Source organism: Microbacterium hydrocarbonoxydans (assembly GCF_023715885.1).
GTDB classification, from domain to species: Bacteria; Actinomycetota; Actinomycetes; order Actinomycetales; family Microbacteriaceae; genus Microbacterium; species Microbacterium hydrocarbonoxydans_C.
The window spans coordinates 316,104-331,909 of record NZ_JAMBOY010000003.1; the positions used below are offsets into that span (position 1 = coordinate 316,104).

The 15,806-nt window shown below is 68.9% G+C and carries 13 protein-coding genes and 1 tRNA gene; 9 read left to right on the forward strand and 5 right to left on the reverse strand.

Translation table 11 applies throughout. The features are described from left to right. Window positions 1–72 precede the first annotated feature (72 nt). The 9 genes from M3195_RS09870 (at window position 73) to M3195_RS09910 (ending at window position 10,805) form a co-directional block, all read left to right on the forward strand. Complete coding sequence (locus M3195_RS09870) at window positions 73–2,427, forward strand: DNA polymerase III subunit gamma and tau (protein ID WP_251587017.1); 2,355 nt, start codon at window positions 73–75, stop codon at window positions 2,425–2,427. Further along, entirely contained in the window at window positions 2,427–3,020 is a 594-nt protein-coding gene (gene recR / locus M3195_RS09875; RefSeq protein ID WP_096714913.1) for a recombination mediator RecR, read from the forward strand. The genes M3195_RS09870 and recR overlap by 1 nt, the downstream gene beginning before the upstream one ends. Then, window positions 3,017–3,949, forward strand: a complete 933-nt coding sequence (locus M3195_RS09880) for a DMT family transporter (RefSeq protein WP_251587018.1) — start codon at window positions 3,017–3,019, stop codon at window positions 3,947–3,949. Before recR ends, M3195_RS09880 begins: the two co-directional genes overlap by 4 nt. An 85-nt stretch (window positions 3,950–4,034) precedes the next feature. Further along, window positions 4,035–5,315, forward strand: a complete 1,281-nt coding sequence (locus M3195_RS09885) for an aspartate kinase (protein WP_251587019.1) — start codon at window positions 4,035–4,037, stop codon at window positions 5,313–5,315. A gap of 111 nt (window positions 5,316–5,426) precedes the next feature. Further along, window positions 5,427–6,497, forward strand: coding sequence for an aspartate-semialdehyde dehydrogenase (locus M3195_RS09890; RefSeq protein WP_251587020.1), 1,071 nt, complete (start codon window positions 5,427–5,429; stop codon window positions 6,495–6,497). Between the two features lie 83 nt (window positions 6,498–6,580). Beyond that, on the forward strand, window positions 6,581–8,050 hold the full coding sequence (locus tag M3195_RS09895; RefSeq protein WP_308211577.1) for a malate:quinone oxidoreductase: 1,470 nt from the start codon (window positions 6,581–6,583) through the stop codon (window positions 8,048–8,050). 7 nt (window positions 8,051–8,057) lie between these two features. Then, the gene (locus M3195_RS09900) at window positions 8,058–8,711 is read left to right on the forward strand and encodes a thymidine kinase (protein WP_251587021.1); all 654 of its coding nucleotides are present in this window, start codon (window positions 8,058–8,060) and stop codon (window positions 8,709–8,711) included. A 100-nt stretch (window positions 8,712–8,811) separates the two neighbouring features. After that, window positions 8,812–9,534, forward strand: a complete 723-nt coding sequence (locus M3195_RS09905; protein ID WP_251587022.1) for a FadR/GntR family transcriptional regulator — start codon at window positions 8,812–8,814, stop codon at window positions 9,532–9,534. Window positions 9,535–9,545: 11 nt separating this feature from the next. Then, window positions 9,546–10,805, forward strand: a complete 1,260-nt coding sequence (locus tag M3195_RS09910) for an alpha-hydroxy acid oxidase (RefSeq protein WP_251587024.1) — start codon at window positions 9,546–9,548, stop codon at window positions 10,803–10,805. Window positions 10,806–10,833: 28 nt separating this feature from the next. Here M3195_RS09910 and M3195_RS09915 read toward each other — a convergent pair whose 3' ends face one another. The 5 genes from M3195_RS09915 to M3195_RS09935 form a co-directional block, all read right to left on the reverse strand. Further along, entirely contained in the window at window positions 10,834–11,589 is a 756-nt protein-coding gene (locus tag M3195_RS09915; protein ID WP_251587025.1) for an HAD-IIB family hydrolase, read from the reverse strand. Beyond that, on the reverse strand, window positions 11,586–12,059 hold the full coding sequence (locus M3195_RS09920; protein ID WP_251587026.1) for a VanZ family protein: 474 nt from the start codon (window positions 12,057–12,059) through the stop codon (window positions 11,586–11,588). Before M3195_RS09920 ends, M3195_RS09915 begins: the two co-directional genes overlap by 4 nt. Before the next feature lie 66 nt (window positions 12,060–12,125). Continuing rightward, window positions 12,126–12,202 (reverse strand) — tRNA-Pro (locus M3195_RS09925). Between the two features lie 53 nt (window positions 12,203–12,255). Beyond that, window positions 12,256–13,200: a metallophosphoesterase gene (locus M3195_RS09930; RefSeq protein ID WP_374209322.1), complete on the reverse strand. Its 945-nt coding sequence runs from the start codon at window positions 13,198–13,200 to the stop codon at window positions 12,256–12,258. Beyond that, a complete protein-coding gene (locus M3195_RS09935) occupies window positions 13,191–15,749 on the reverse strand; it encodes a transglycosylase domain-containing protein (protein WP_251587028.1) in 2,559 nt (852 codons plus the stop codon). The genes M3195_RS09930 and M3195_RS09935 overlap by 10 nt, the downstream gene beginning before the upstream one ends. Between the last annotated feature and the right edge of the window lie 57 nt (window positions 15,750–15,806).

A 15,806-nucleotide genomic window follows, 5' to 3' on the forward strand; every position in this document is an offset into this window, starting at 1 on the left:
CGGCGGAGGGAACGGACGGATGCCGGTGCCCGGGGCTGCCTCGATGTCGGCGGCACGCCGTAGGCTGTTCTGGTGACCACAGCCCTCTACCGCCGCTACCGCCCCGAGTCGTTCGGCGAGATGATCGGGCAGTCCCAGGTGACCGAGCCGCTGATGACCGCGCTGCGCGGCGACCGCGTCGGCCACGCCTATCTGTTCTCGGGACCCCGCGGATGCGGCAAGACGACGTCGGCTCGCATTCTCGCGCGGTGCCTGAACTGCGCCGAGGGCCCGACCGATACGCCCTGCGGCACGTGCGAAAGCTGCGTCGAGCTGTCGCGAGCGGGCGGCGGGTCGCTCGACGTCGTCGAGATCGACGCCGCGAGCCACAACGGCGTCGATGACGCGCGTGACCTCCGCGAGCGCGCGACGTTCGCCCCGAGCCGCGACCGATACAAGATCTTCATCCTCGACGAGGCCCACATGGTCACGCCGCAGGGGTTCAACGCGCTGCTCAAGCTCGTCGAGGAGCCCCCGCCGCACGTGAAGTTCATCTTCGCGACGACCGAACCCGAGAAGGTGCTCGGCACGATCCGCTCGCGCACGCACCATTACCCGTTCCGGCTCGTGCCGCCCGCCGCCATGCTCGAGTACGTCGAGAAGCTCTGCGCAGAAGAGGGAGTCGTCGTCGAGAAGGGAGTCCTGCCGCTCGTCGTGCGCGCCGGTGGCGGATCGCCGCGAGACACCCTCTCGCTGCTCGACCAGCTGATCGCCGGGTCGGACTCCCCGGCAGGCTCCGAGACCGTGACGGTCGCGTACGAGCGCGCGGTGGCGCTGCTCGGCTACACGCACGCGACACTGCTCGACGAGATCGTCGACGCGCTCGCCGCAGGAGACGCCGCAGCGGCGTTCCCGGCGATCGATCGGGTGGTGCAGACGGGGCAGGACCCGCGGCGCTTCGTCGACGATCTCCTCGAGCGCCTGCGCGATCTCATCGTGATCGCCGCGGTGGGCTCCGGCGCTTCGGCCGTGCTGCGCGGGATCGCCGAGGACGAGCTCGCGCGCATGCGCTCGCAGGCGGAGGCGTTCGGCTCGGCGCGCCTGTCGCGCACGGCCGATGTGGTCAGCGCAGCCCTCGATGACATGTCCGGGGCGACCTCGCCCCGGCTGCACCTGGAGCTGATGGTCGCGCGCGTGCTGGCCGGGCCATCGGATGCCGGAGCCACGGCCGGGGCCGCGGCTGCCGCACAGCCCCGTGCGGCTGCCGCTCCCGCACCTCGCGCGAGCGCGCCTGCACCCGTGGCGGCCTCCGCAGCGGATGCTCCCGCTTCTGCTGCGACGGCAACCCCGTCCGCTCGCCCGGCGGCTGCGTCGGCGACGGAGACACCCGCACCGGTGCAGGCCGCCGACGCGCCCGCCCAGCCCGGTCGGTCGCCTGCGGCTCCGGCTACCGTCGAGCGCGAGAGCGACGCGGCAGACACCGCGAACTACTCGCCTGCGGAGCAGCCTGCCCCCGCACCTTCCGGTCCGGTCACCTTCGAGCGGATCACGTCGTCGTGGTCGGCCGTCCTGAAGCGCCTCGAAGACATCAGCCGCAGTTCCTGGTTGCTGGCCACCGCCGTGCAGCCCCTGGCCTACGTCACAGAGACCGATGTCCTGACGCTCGGCTTCACGAGCCAGCACGACGTCGCGAAGTTCAAGGGGACGACGCCCGGGTCGGGGCCGTCCGATCATCTGCGCACCGCGATCGAGCAGGAGCTCGGCGTCCGCGTCAAGTACGTGCCCGCCCCCATGCCGCAGGGCGGTGCCCCGCGACAGCCGTCCTCCTCCGGCGGGCCGACATCGAGCGGTTCCTCGACGGCCGGCGCATCCGCATCGGAGCCTGCGTCAGCGGGATCGACGCGTACCCGGACCCGCAGCGACTCCGCCGCACCCGTGACGGAGTGGGCGGTGGCACCGATCCCCGCCTCCGCTCCCTCGGAGCCGGCGGCGACTGCGACCTTGACCGACCATCCGGCCGGCGCGCCCGGCACGGCGGCGGCCGCATCGTCCGTTGCAGCACCGCGCCCCGCTCCTGCCGCGGCAGCCGACACCGCTCAGAGCGCATCCGCCGCGCCGACGGTCACGGGCCACCCCGTTCCCTCCGATGACGCGCCGCCGCCGAACGACGACGAGCCGCCGCCCTACGACGACGAGCCGCCATATGACCCGTCGTACGAGCCGACCCCGCCCCGGGCGCCGTCGCGTCCCTCGCCACAGTCGTCCGCCGCCACGGCGACCTCTCAGGCCACCCCGGCGCCTCCATCGGCACCGGCATCCGCCCCGGTCGTCACCGAGCGCACCCCGAGCGGGGGAGTGCAGCGCTACGGAGAGGCCGTGATCCGCCAGGTGCTCGGCGCCACGTTCGTGCGCGAAGAGCCCTATGAGCCCCCCACGAGGTTCTCCTGATGTACGACGGAATCGTTCAGGAACTGATCGACGAGTTCGGCAGACTGCCGGGCATCGGCCCGAAGTCCGCGCAGCGGATCGCGTTCCACATCCTTCAGACGCCCACGTTCGATGTCGCGCGTCTGTCGGAGCTGCTCACCGAGATCCGTGTGCGCGTGCGCTTCTGCGAGATCTGCGGCAACGTCGCGGAGCAGGAACGCTGCGCGATCTGCCGCGATCCGCGCCGCAACGGGGCGCTGATCTGCGTGGTGGAGGACGCCAAGGACGTCGCGGCCATCGAGCGGACCCGAGAGTTCCGGGGCCTGTACCACGTGCTCGGAGGCGCGATCAGTCCGATCGCGGGTATCGGCCCCGACGACCTGCGCATCGCCCAGCTCATGACCCGCCTGGCAGACGGCACCGTGCAGGAGGTCATCCTCGCGACCAACCCGAATCTCGAGGGCGAGGCGACGGCGAGCTACCTCAGCCGCCTCCTCACGACCATGCAGATCACCGTCTCGCGTCTCGCCTCCGGCCTCCCGGTCGGCGGCGACCTCGAATACGCCGATGAGGTCACCCTCGGGCGCGCGTTCGAGGGCCGGCGCGTGCTGTGAACCCGCATGGCGGCTTCTCTCGTCGAGGCTGGCTGCTCTTCGGCGCGATGGCTCTGCTGTGGGGCGTGCCATACCTCTTCATCAGCGTCGCGGTCGAGTCGCTCTCGCCGCCCGCGATCGTCGCCGGCCGCACGCTCATCGCCGCCCTCCTTCTCCTCCCGTTCGCGATCCGCGGCGGCGCTCTGAAGGCGGCGTGGAAGCATTGGCCGTGGGTCCTCGCGTTCGGCCTCGTCGAGATGGCGGGTCCCTTCGTGCTGCTCGGCCACGCCGAGATGACCCTGCCGTCCGGCATGACCGGTCTGCTCGTCGCGACCGTTCCGCTGTTCGCCGCCCTCATCGCTCTGAGCGGCGGCGACCGCGGTGTGCTGCGCCCCGCGCGGGGGATCGGCCTCCTCGTCGGTTTCGTCGGCGTCGCGATCGTCGTCGCCGGGCCCGGGCTCTTCGGCGGCGACATGAGCCTGCTGGCCGCCGGAGAGGTACTCCTCGTCGCCGTCCTCTACGCGATCGCGCCGTTCATCGTGGCACGCAAGCTCGCCGACGTGCCGTCGCTCGGCACCATCACGCTCTCACTGCTCATGATCGGCATCCTGTACCTGCCGATCGGCGTCTTCACGCAGCACGAGGTGCCGACCCTGACCTCGATCGGAGCGCTGCTCGCGCTCGCGGTCGTGTGCACCGCCGTGGCGTTCCTCGCCTTCTTCGCCCTCATCCGCGAGGTGGGCCCGGTGCGCGCCCCGCTGTTCACCTACGTCAACCCGGTGGTCGCAATCGTCCTCGGGGCGATCGTGCTCGCCGAGCCGCTCACGCCGGGACTCCTGATCGGCTTCCCGCTCATCATCGCCGGATGCTGGTTCGCCGCGACCGGCGGACGGCTGCGGCCCCCGGCATCCACCGCCCCCGACCTGGCCGCGGCCCCGCCAGCGCCCTGACCGGTTCGTCACATGCGCGGGCGGGTATACGAGCCGATCGTAGAATGAGCGTGGGCGGATCCGCCCGTCATCCCAGGGAGTGAACGTGGCCCTCATCGTGCAGAAGTACGGCGGCTCGTCCGTCGCCGACGCAGAGAGCATCAAGCGCGTCGCGAAGCGCATCGTCGACACGCGCCGTGCCGGACACGACGTCGTCGTGGCGGTCAGCGCGATGGGCGACACGACGGACGAGCTGCTCGACCTCGCGAACGAGGTCGCTCCTATTCCCGCTCCCCGCGAGCTCGACATGCTTCTGTCGAGCGGTGAGCGCATCTCGATGGCGCTCCTCGCGATGGCCATCCACTCGATGGGCTTCGAAGCGCGGTCGTTCACCGGCAGCCAGGCCGGCATGATCACCGACTCCCAGCACGGCGCAGCGCGCATCGTCGACGTCACCCCCGTTCGTCTGCGCGAGGCGCTCGACGAGGGGGCGATCGTCATCGTCGCCGGCTTCCAGGGCTTCAACCGCGACACCCGCGACATCACCACGCTGGGTCGCGGCGGATCCGACACCACGGCCGTCGCTCTCGCGGCGGCGCTGTCGGCCGACGTGTGCGAGATCTACAGCGACGTCGACGGCATCTTCACCTCCGACCCGCGCATCATCCCGAAGGCGCAGAAGCTCGACCACATCTCCAGCGAGGAGATGCTCGAGCTCGCCGCGAACGGCGCCAAGGTGCTCTACATCCGCGCCGTCGAGTACGCACGCCGTCACGGCGTCCTGATCCACGCCCGCTCGACGTTCTCGTCGTCGGAGGGCACCTACGTTCTGGGCGAGGGCATGAAGAACCCCCGCGAAGCCGAGGGAGCTGAGATGGAAGAACCGATCGTCGCCGGAGTCGCCACCGACTTCAGCCAGGCCAAGATCACGGTCGCCGGTGTGCCGGACGTCCCGGGCAAGGCCGCGGAGATCTTCAAGATCGTCGCCAAGTCCGGTGCGAACGTCGACATGATCGTGCAGAACGTGTCGGCCACCGGTCGCACCGACATCTCGTTCACCGTCCCCAAGGCCGACGCCGCGGCCGCCCTGAAGTCGCTCGCCGCCGAGCAGACCGAGGTGGGCTTCAGCAACCTCATCCACGACGATCAGATCGGCAAGCTGTCGGTCGTCGGGGCGGGCATGCGCACGCACTCGGGCGTCTCGGCGATCCTCTTCGAGGCCCTGTCGGCCGGCGGTATCAACATCGAGATGATCTCGACCTCCGAGATCCGCATCTCGGTCGTGCTGCGCGACAGCGACCTGGCGGAGGCCGCGCGCACGGTGCACAGCGCGTACGGACTCGACGGCGAGATCGAAGCCACGGTCCACGCGGGCACCGGCCGCTGACCGGCACGGTAGACTCACCCACACCCTGACATCGGCGCCAGGCGCGGCATCCGCACCCCGACGTCGCGCCTGAAGCCTCGCTTGCTGTACTGCTCGACGCCAAGGAACATCATGACCCGCATCTCCGACTCAGGACTCTCCGTCGCCATCGTGGGCGCCACCGGCCAGGTGGGCACCGTCATGCGTGAGATTCTCGCCGAGCGGTCCTTCCCGATCCGCGAACTGCGCCTGTTCTCCTCGTCGCGCTCGGCGGGCACGACGATCGAGTTCGGGGGCGCGTCCGTGATCGTCGAGGACGTGGAGACGGCGGACGCCGCGGGCATCGATATCGCGCTGTTCTCGGCCGGCGCCACCGCCAGCCGCGCCTACGCTCCGCGGTTCGCCGAGGCCGGCGCCGTCGTCGTCGACAACTCGAGCGCGTGGCGCAATGACCCCGACGTCCCCCTCGTGGTGAGCGAGGTCAACCCGCACGCGATCGACGACCGCCCCCGCGGCATCATCGCGAACCCGAACTGCACGACCATGGCCGCGATGCCCGTGCTCAAGGCGCTCGACGCCGAGGCCGGACTCGAGCGGCTGATCGTCTCGACCTACCAGGCGGTCTCCGGCTCCGGACTCGCCGGTGCGCAGGAGCTCCTCGGCCAGGTCGAGGGAGTCCTCGCGCAGGGCGACACCCTGCGCCTCGTGCACGACGGCTCGGCGATCGACTTCCCCGAGCCCGAGAAGTACGTCGCGCCGATCGCGTTCGACGTCATCCCCTTCGCAGGAAACCTCATCGACGACGGTGAGAACGAGACCGACGAGGAGAAGAAGCTCCGCAACGAGAGCCGCAAGATCCTCGAGCTCCCGGCCCTCCGCGTCGCAGGCACCTGCGTGCGCGTCCCCGTCTTCACCGGTCACTCGCTGTCGATCAACGTCGAGTTCGCTCGCGACATCACGCCGGAGCGGGCGCGCGAGGTGCTCGGCGGTGCCCCCGGCGTCGTGCTCGACGAGGTGCCGACTCCGCTGCAGGCCGCAGGCAAGGACCCGAGCTTCGTCGGTCGCATCCGCGCCGATCAGTCGGCGCCGGAGGGCAAGGGCCTCGTGCTGTTCATCAGCAACGACAACCTGCGCAAGGGCGCGGCGCTGAACGCGGTGCAGATCGCCGAGATCCTCGCCGAGCGTCTGGCGGTCATAGCCTGACGGCATCCCCGCGATGCGGATCCGGTCTCGTCGAGCCGGGCCGCATGGTCTGTCGTGCCGTGCCCGCGAACTAGACTGTCCTGGTGACAGAAACAGTCGATGTCGTCCTGATCGGCGGTGGCATCATGAGCGCCACCCTGGGTACCCTGCTGCACGAGCTGCAGCCGGACTGGAAGATCGTCGCCTTCGAGCGGCTGTCTGACGTAGCTCAGGAGTCCTCCAACCCCTGGAACAACGCCGGCACCGGTCACGCCGCACTGTGCGAGTTGAACTACATGCCGCAGCAGAAGGGCGCGCCGCTCGACCCCGCGAAGGCGATCTCGATCAACGAGCAGTTCCAGCAGAGCCGCCAGTTCTGGTCGTCGCTCGTGGAGAAGGGCGTGCTCGACGAGCCGTCGACGTTCATCAACGCGACTCCGCACATGACCTTCGTGCGGGGCGAGAAGGACGTGGCCTACCTCAAGGATCGCTACGAGGTGCTGAAGAAGCAGCCCCTGTTCGCGGGCATCGAGTACAGCGAGGACTCGCGCGTCATCAACAAGTGGGCGCCTCTGCTCATGCAGCAGCGCCGCAAGGGCGAGCCGTTCGCCGCCACGCGTGTGCCGGCGGGCACGGACGTCGACTTCGGTGCGCTGACGCACCAGCTGTTCGATCACCTCACGAAGTCCGGCGTGTCGCTCCGCACGAACCACGAGGTCCGCTCGCTGAAGAAGCAGAAGGACGGGTGGCTGGTCAAGTACCGTACGACGGTCGGCCGCACGCCCGCCGAGATCAAGGCGCGCTTCGTCTTCGTCGGTGCCGGCGGGTGGGCGCTCAAGCTGCTGCAGCGCTCCGGGATTCCGGAGATCAAGGGCTATGGGGTCTTCCCGATCGGGGGACAGTTCCTCAAGACGAGCAACCCGAAGATCGTCTCGCAGCACAAGGCCAAGGTGTACTCGCAGGCTTCGGTGGGCGCCCCGCCCATGTCGGTGCCGCACCTCGACACGCGCGTCGTCGACGGGGAGGCGTCGCTCATGTTCGGCCCGTTCGCGACGTTCAGCCCGAAGTTCCTGAAGAACGGGTCGCTCCTCGACATCGTCACGCAGGTGCGACCGCACAACCTCATGCCGATGCTGCGCGTCGCATTCGCGAACCCCGATCTCATCACCTACCTCATCGGCGAACTGCTCAAGAACCACGCCAAGAAGGTCGACAGTCTGCGCACCTTCATGCCGACGGCGAAGGACGAGGACTGGACGCTCATCGACGCCGGTCAGCGCGCGCAGGTCATGAAGAAGGATCCGAAGAAGGGCGGGGTGCTTCAGTTCGGCACCGAGGTCGTCGCATCCGCCGACGGCTCGATCGCCGGTCTGCTGGGCGCGTCGCCCGGCGCCTCCACGGCTGTGCCGATCATGCTGGACCTGCTGAAGAAGTGCTTCCCCGACGAGTACCCGGGCTGGGAGGGTGAGCTGCGGGAGCTGATCCCGACGTTCGGGGAGAAGCTCAACACGCAGCCCGCTCTCGCCGCATCGTCGACCTCCTCGACGGCCGCCACGCTCGGCATCGACAAGTAGCGCTGCGGTGGCGAAGCTCTACTTCCGCTACGGCGCGATGAACTCGGGTAAGTCCACCGCTCTGCTCCAGGCAGCGTACAACTACGAGGAGCGCGGCCAGCATGTGCTGCTCGCGAAGCCCGCCATCGACACGAAGGGCGCTTCTGAGATCTCCAGCCGCCTTGGCATGACGCGCGAGGTCGACTTCCTGATCGGACCCGGCGACGATGCGCGGGCGCTGTTCGACGCGCAACGCGATCGGGTGCGGCGTGCTGCTGAGGGCGAGCTGGTGCCGGAGGGGCCGGCCGACGTCGCGTGCCTCCTGATCGACGAGGCGCAGTTCCTCACGGCTGATCAGGTCGACGATCTGTTCCGGATCGCCATCGAAGACGGCATCCCGGTCATCGCATACGGCATCCGCAACGACTTCCTCACGCATGCTTTTCCCGGCTCCGCCCGTCTGCTCGCGATCGCACACTCCCTGGAGGAGCTGAAGACCATCTGCCGATGCGGGCGCAAAGCGGTGTTCAACGGCCGGGTGATCGGCGGCAGCTTCGTGTTCGACGGCGACCAGGTCGCGATCGACGAAGGCGCCGAGGGCGCCTCGGCGCCCGAGCTCACCACGTACGAGTCGCTCTGCGGTGCCTGCTACCTGCAGGAGTCCGGCGGCCGCCTGGGCTGACGGCTGGAACTCGCCCGGTTGCGTCCTCGTGGCCGGCTCCTCTTGCGTGGTCTGACCACGCTCGATACTGTGGTCAGACCACATGAGCGGAGGAGAGCGGATGCCGGAGCAACCCGCGCGCGCCTGGCGCATCGTTCTCGAGCACGTCGAGCGCGAGCTCCTCGACGGGCGCCTCGGTCCGGGTGATCGGCTCGCCTCCGAGCGCGACCTCGCCACCGAACTCGGCGTCGGCCGATCCAGCGTCCGCGAGGCGCTGCGGGTCCTGGAGGTCATGGGACTGATCCGCACGGCCACCGGTTCGGGGCCGCAGTCAGGAGCCATCGTCATCGCGACGCCGACGGGCGGCATGTCGACGCTGCTGCGCCTGCAGGTCGCCGCGCAGGGGTTCCCGCTCGACGATGTGGTCCGCACCCGCCTGCTGCTGGAGGATGCCGTCGCCGCCGACCTCGCCACGCAATCCGATCCGGCGCTCGACGAGGTCGGACGCGTGCTCGATGCGATGGACGCACCAGGTCTTGCCCCCGCAGAGTTCCTCGCGCTCGACGCGCAGCTGCACCTGGCCCTCGCCGAGGCGAGCGGGAACAGCGTCGTCGCCGCGATGATGGCCGGGCTCCGCACGGCGATCGAGTCCTACGTGCAGCAGGGCGCTGCGGCGATCCCCGACTGGGCCACCATGGCGGGCCGCCTCCGCTCCGAGCATCGCGCGATCGTCACAGCCATCGATGCGGGCGACATCGAGCGTGCTCGATCGCTCGTCCGCGCCCACATCACCGGCTACTACAGCGCCGCGGGACTCACCCGCGGCATCCCATCCACCGACTGAGAGGTCCGAGCATGGTCCAGCGCCAGCTTCCCAACCCCGGCGAGCTCCTCGAGCTCATGAAGTTCAAGAAGCCAGAGCTCGACGGCACCAAACGGCGGCTCGATGCAGCGCTCACGATCGCCGACCTCCGCACGATCGCGAAGCGGCGCACGCCCAAGGCCGCGTTCGACTACACCGACGGGGCTGCCGAGGGTGAGCTGTCCCTCCGGCGCGCGCGGCAGGCGTTCCAGGATGTCGAGTTCCACCCCGGCATCCTGCGCCCGGCGCCGCAGGTCGACACGTCGGTCGACATTCTCGGCGGGCCGTCGGCGCTGCCCTTCGGCATCGCTCCGACAGGGTTCACGCGCCTCATGCAGACCGAGGGCGAGGTCGCCGGCGCCGGAGCCGCGGCGGCGGCCGGCATCCCGTTCACGCTGTCGACCCTCGGCACGACCTCCATCGAGGGCGTCAAAGCGGCCAACCCCCACGGGCGTAACTGGTTCCAGCTCTACGTCATGCGCGATCGCGAGATCTCCTACGAGCTGACCCGTCGCGCGGCCGCAGCAGGCTTCGACACCCTGCAGTTCACGGTCGACACCCCCGTCGCAGGGGCGCGCCTGCGCGACAAGCGCAACGGCTTCAGCATCCCGCCGCAGCTGACCCTCGGCACGATCATCAATGCGATCCCGAGGCCGTGGTGGTGGTACAACTTCCTCACGACGCCCAAGCTCGAATTCGCGTCCCTCAGCACGACCGGCGGCACCGTGGGCGAGTTGCTGGATGCCGCGATGGACCCGACCATCGGTTACGACGACCTGGCCGTGATCCGCGACCTCTGGCCGGGCAAGATCGTCATCAAGGGCGTCCAGAACGTCGAGGACTCCGTGCGCCTGCGTGACGCCGGCGTCGACGGCATCGTGCTGTCGAACCATGGCGGACGCCAGCTCGACCGTGCGCCCATCCCGTTCCACCTCCTGCCGCAGGTGCGCCGCGCAGTGGGCGACGACTTCACGGTCATGATCGACACGGGCATCATGAACGGGGCCGACATCGTCGCGTCCGTCGCCCTCGGCGCGGACTTCACGCTGATCGGGCGGGCGTACCTCTACGGCCTCATGGCCGGGGGCCGTAGGGGCGTCGATCGCACCATCGCGATCCTGCGCACGGAGATCGAGCGCACGATGCGCCTGCTCGGCGTCGCTTCCCTGGTCGAGCTCGAGCCCTCCCACGTCACCCAGCTGACGCGGCTCGTTCCCGTCGCGAGGAGCGCGTCGGAGGCCGTCGTCCGCTGATCGGCGCACGCGGGAGCGACGCGGCGAATCAGAGCGAGGCGAGCAGCTGCTCGAGCTTGTCCGCCGTGTCCTCCCAACCGTCGACGGCGATCGAGGGGACGCCGAGCGCGAGCACGGGATAATCGTTCCCGCCCTCGTCCAGTCGGTCTCCGTAGAAGAGCATGGACGCGAGCGGGATGCCGGTCAGCTCGGCGAGACGCTGCATGCCGTAGGCCTTGTCGATCCCGGCGCGGGTGATGTCGATCGACGTCGATCCCCCGGAGCGGACCTCGAGCCCGGGGAGGCGTGCTGCCACGGCATCCCGCAGAGCCGCACGCTTCGAGCCGTCGGGGTCCCAGCCGTGCTTCGCGTCGCGCGGAGCCTTCTGACCCAGGGCCGAGAACGTGATCTGCGATCCGCGGTCCTCGAGGATGTCGCCCCACGGTTCTGACTCCCACAGGCCGAGCCGTTCGGCCTCTTCGCGGAGTGCCGTCAGGGCGGCATCCTTCTCGTCGCTGCTGAGGTCGTGCGCGTACACGAGCGCGAAGTCGGCGCCGTCGTGGCGCAGGTACCGGGTGCCGCACGTGGGCAGCAGGTGCAGCCGGGATAGAGCCGCCGCATCGACCGCCGCGAGTCGCGCGACGACCTGCGAGCGGAACTGCTGCTCGTTGCCGCCCGAGATGATCGCGACTTCGCCGCGCTGCAGGAGAGCGATCAGAAGACGGGCGATGCGGTCGCTGATGAGGCCTTTGGACGGTGCAAGGGTGTCGTCGAGATCGAAGGCGACGAGGGCGGGCGTGGTCATGACGCTTCCAGACTACGGGGCGGGACAGTCGTGCTCGGTGCGAAGAGCAGGGTGCAGGCGATCGCGAGGAAGACGCCGATCAGCGCTCCGCCGGAGTTCGCGACGACGTCGCTCACGGTCGCGGCACGGTGGGGGAGTGCAACCCGCTGCGCGATCTCGATGGCGACGGAGATCGCCGGGCCCAGCACGACGGCGATCGGCCAGATGCGGCGCGGCACCAGGAGGAAGGCGAAGACGCCGACCGGCACGAACACCAGGACGTTCGCGATGATCTCCAGACGCGTGAAGTCGAGCCACTCCCAGCCCAGCCGGTGCGCGGTCGACAGCACCAGGTCGAGCAGGTTCGGCATCCGCTCCTCGACGCGGGAGGGCGTCAGCGTCAGCAGAACCAGTCCCAGCAGGAACGGGATGCCGAGCAGCGCCGCGACGCCGCGGGTCCAGCGCTTCGGGGCAGGGAGCAGTGCGCTCACGCGATCCCCTTTCGCCGCATCCCGATACAGAGAAGGCCGCCCGTGCGGGCGGCCTTCCTATGTCACTGGTCGGGGTGACAGGATTTGAACCTGCGACCTCTTCGTCCCGAACGAAGCGCGCTACCAAGCTGCGCCACACCCCGTTTTGCAACCCTCCGAGTCTACAGGGAAATCTCTCCGGCACCCAATCGAGGGCTCAGTCGCGCGCCGTCAGGGTCAGCAACGTCGCCTCGGGGCGGCAGGCGAACCGCACCGGCGCGTAGATCGAGTGACCACAGCCCGCGCTCACGTTGAGCGGCACCGAGCGGCCGCCGTGCGCCCAGGTACTGAGTCCCTTCGCCTGCTTGAGCGGGATGTCGCAGTTCGCGACGAGGGCGCCATAGCCGGGGAGACAGACCTGCCCCCCGTGCGTGTGGCCGCCGAGGATCGCGTCGGCGCCCAGGTCGACGAACGAGTTCAGCACTCGCTGATAGGGGGCGTGCGTAACGCCCAGCACCGGTGTTCCGGGTTCGCGCGGCCCGAGGGAGTCTATGGCCGCGGGCAGAGCGTCGAGGTCGTCCCAGTCGCGGTGAGCATCGTTCACCCCGAAGAGATCGACCGCGCCACCGTTCACGTCGATACGAGCGGCGGTGTTGTTCAGTCCCACCCAGCCGAGCTCGTCGGCGAAGTACCGGTCCATCGCGTCGGTGTCGAGACGCGGCGACGGTGTGTTGCTCTTCTTCGAGGGGCCGGTGAAGTACAGGAACGGGTTTCGCGGCGACGGCGCGTTCACGTCATTCGACCCGTGTACGAAGACACCCGGGATGCCGGCGAGCGGATCGAACGCGCGGCGGATCCCCGCCAGGCCGTCGCGGTGTCCGAGGTTGTCGCCGGTGTTGACGATCAGATCCGGCTGCAGCTGCGCGAGCGACGCGAGCCAGTCCTGCTTCCGGTGCTGCCACGGCGCCATGTGCGCGTCCGAGAGGTGCAGGATGCGGATCGGCGCGGAGCCGGTCGGCAGAGCGGACGCCGAGACCTCGCGCACGGTGAAGAGGTAGCGCTCGATGCCGAACCCCCACACCGCCGCGGCTGCACCGACGGCCCCCACCGCGCCGAGCGCGATGAGGGCCGGATGTACCGTCGTGCGTGACGTCACTGGCAGGCGACCGTGATCGGCGTGGACTTGTTCGTCGCCGTGTTCGCCGCGGGGTTGGTGGATGCCACGACCGCGCCGTTCGGGTTGCACGAGTTGTCGAACGAGATCGACGTGAACCCTGCGGCGAACAGCGCACTGCCCGCGGCCGTCTTCGATTGACCCGTGACATCGGGCACGTTCGCGCCCTGTCCGTTGCTCGGGGAGATCGTCACCGTCGCACCGCTCGGTGCCTGGCCGGAGGGGTCCTGCGCAACGATGACGTCGCCTGCCGGGCCGTCCACAGCGGGGCCGACGACGACCTGGAAGTCGGCGTTCTGCAGCGTCGCGGTCGCGGTCGCGGTGTCCATACCGACGACATTGGGCACATCGGTCAGCACCTGCTTGCTCAGGTTCGCGTCCGGCTGCGGGAACGCGGCGCCGCCGTAGAGACCGTTCGCAGCACGCTGCATCGTCCGCGCGAGGCCGTAACGCATCTCGTTGAGAGGCGTTCCACCCCAGGATTGACGAAGGATGCTCGCCTGGCCCTGCGAACGACCGACCCAGACCGCTGTCGTGACCATCGTGCTGGATTCGATCATCATGGTTCCCCACGACTCGTGGGTTCCCGTCTTGCCGATGAGTGGCACACCGTCGCGAGTGTTGGCGCGTGCGCCGGTTCCGCCGTTCATGACGCCCTGGAGGGCGAAGGCTGCGGTGTTCGCGACCTCGGCCGAGATCACCTGCGAGCACTTGGACTCGGGGACGGGAAGATCCTCGCCCTCGGCGTTGACGACGCGGTCGATCGCCTTCGGCGTGCAGTGCACGCCGCCGTTGGCCACCGTGGCGTACGCGCCCGCCATCGCCAGCGGCGAGATGTACTTCGGGCCGAGGATGTCATACGGAGCGGCCGGGTCGTCGGTGGTCTTGCCGCCGTTGGCGAGGGTGACGCCCATGCGGTCGGCCACGGCGTTGATCTTGCAGAGGTCGAGCTTCTCGGCCATCGCAAGGTACCCGGTGTTCAGCGAGTCGGCGGTGAATTTCATCACGGTGCCCGTGTACCCGCCCTGGTTTCCGAAGTTCTGGATCTTCGTATTGTTGCGGATTCGGTCATCGCCGCACTTGAAGTTCTGGAACACCCGGATGCTGCCGTTCAACGTCTCGCGCACCGAGTGGCCTTCCTCGAGCCAGTCGATCAACGTGAAGAGCTTGTAGGTCGATCCCACTGAGAAGCCGTTCGATCCACCGTGCGCCTTGTCGGTGGCGAAGACGAGCGAGGTGTAGGCCTGGTCGCCCTGGACCGTCTCGCTGAAGGTCGTGTTCTGCGTGATCGCGAGCACGCGCCCGGTCGTCGTCTCGAGCGAGACCCCTGCTGCACCGAAGTACTGATTGTCGTAGTTTCCCGGAACCGTGTCGAGCATCGCCTGCGCGCCGGCGTTCTGGATGTCGATGTTCATCGTCGAGTAGATCTTCAATCCGCCCTGGCGGAGAAGGTCGCGTCGCGCCTCGGGGGTGTCACCGAAGGCGGGGTCGTTGAGGACGACCGACTTCACGTACTCGCAGAAGTACGCGCTGCGCGCGACGTTGTTCGCTGCGACGCAACCCTGCGTCGGCGCCGTGATGGCGGGCGTGATGGGCGTCGCCTCCGCCTCGTCGTACTGGGCCTGCGTGATCTTGCCGTCGGTCAGCATGCGACCGAGCACGTAGTGCCGACGCTCGAGCGTGTCGGCGTACCCGTCGGCCTCGCTGTTGTGTGCGACGCCGTCGTCATCCGTCCACGTCCCGTTCGGGCGGTCGATGCGGTACTGATTCGGGTTCTGCACCATGCCGGCGATCGTGGCGGCCTGCGCCACCGTGAGATTCGCCGCAGTGGTGGAGAAGTAGTAGTTCGCGGCCGACTCGATGCCGTACACGGTGCCGCCGAAGTTGGCGATGTTCAGGTACCCGAGGAGGATGTCGTTCTTGGAGTACTCCTTCTCGATCTGCAGCGCGTAACGCATCTCCTGGAGCTTGCGCTCGATGCCCTTCGAGCCGGACGCGTTGGTCGCGTCGAGCCAGCACTGCTGCAGGTCGTCGGCGTACGTGCCGGACGCGGGGTCGGCGTCCTGCTCGCACTCCTGGATCAGCACGTTCTTCACGTACTGCTGCGTGATCGTCGATGCGCCTCGGTCGCTGGTGCCGCGCAGGTTGTCGACGAGTGCCTTCGCGGTGGCGCCGACGTTCACGCCGCCGTGCGTGTAGTAGCCCTTGTCCTCACTGGACAGGACGGCGTCGAACACGACCGGGTTGATCTGCTCGAACGTCACCGGCACGCGGTTCTGCTCGTAGAAGGATGCCAGTTCCACCGCGGAGCCGTCGGAGGCGGTCGCGTAGATCGTCGACTGCTCCATCGGAGCGGTGACATCGAGGTTGGCGGGCAGGTCTTCGAAGATCGTGAGGGCCTGCGAACCGGCGATACCCGTCATGGCGAGGACAGGGGTGACGCTGGCCGTGACGAGGAGGCCGGCGACCGCGCTGAGGCCGACGAGTCCGAGGACCCCGCCGAGCGCACCCTTCACCGTGCGATTCTTTAGAGGCATACGCTGATCGTAGGGGAGTTCCCTGAAAAACCACCTTTGACGCATCCGCGTAGGGAT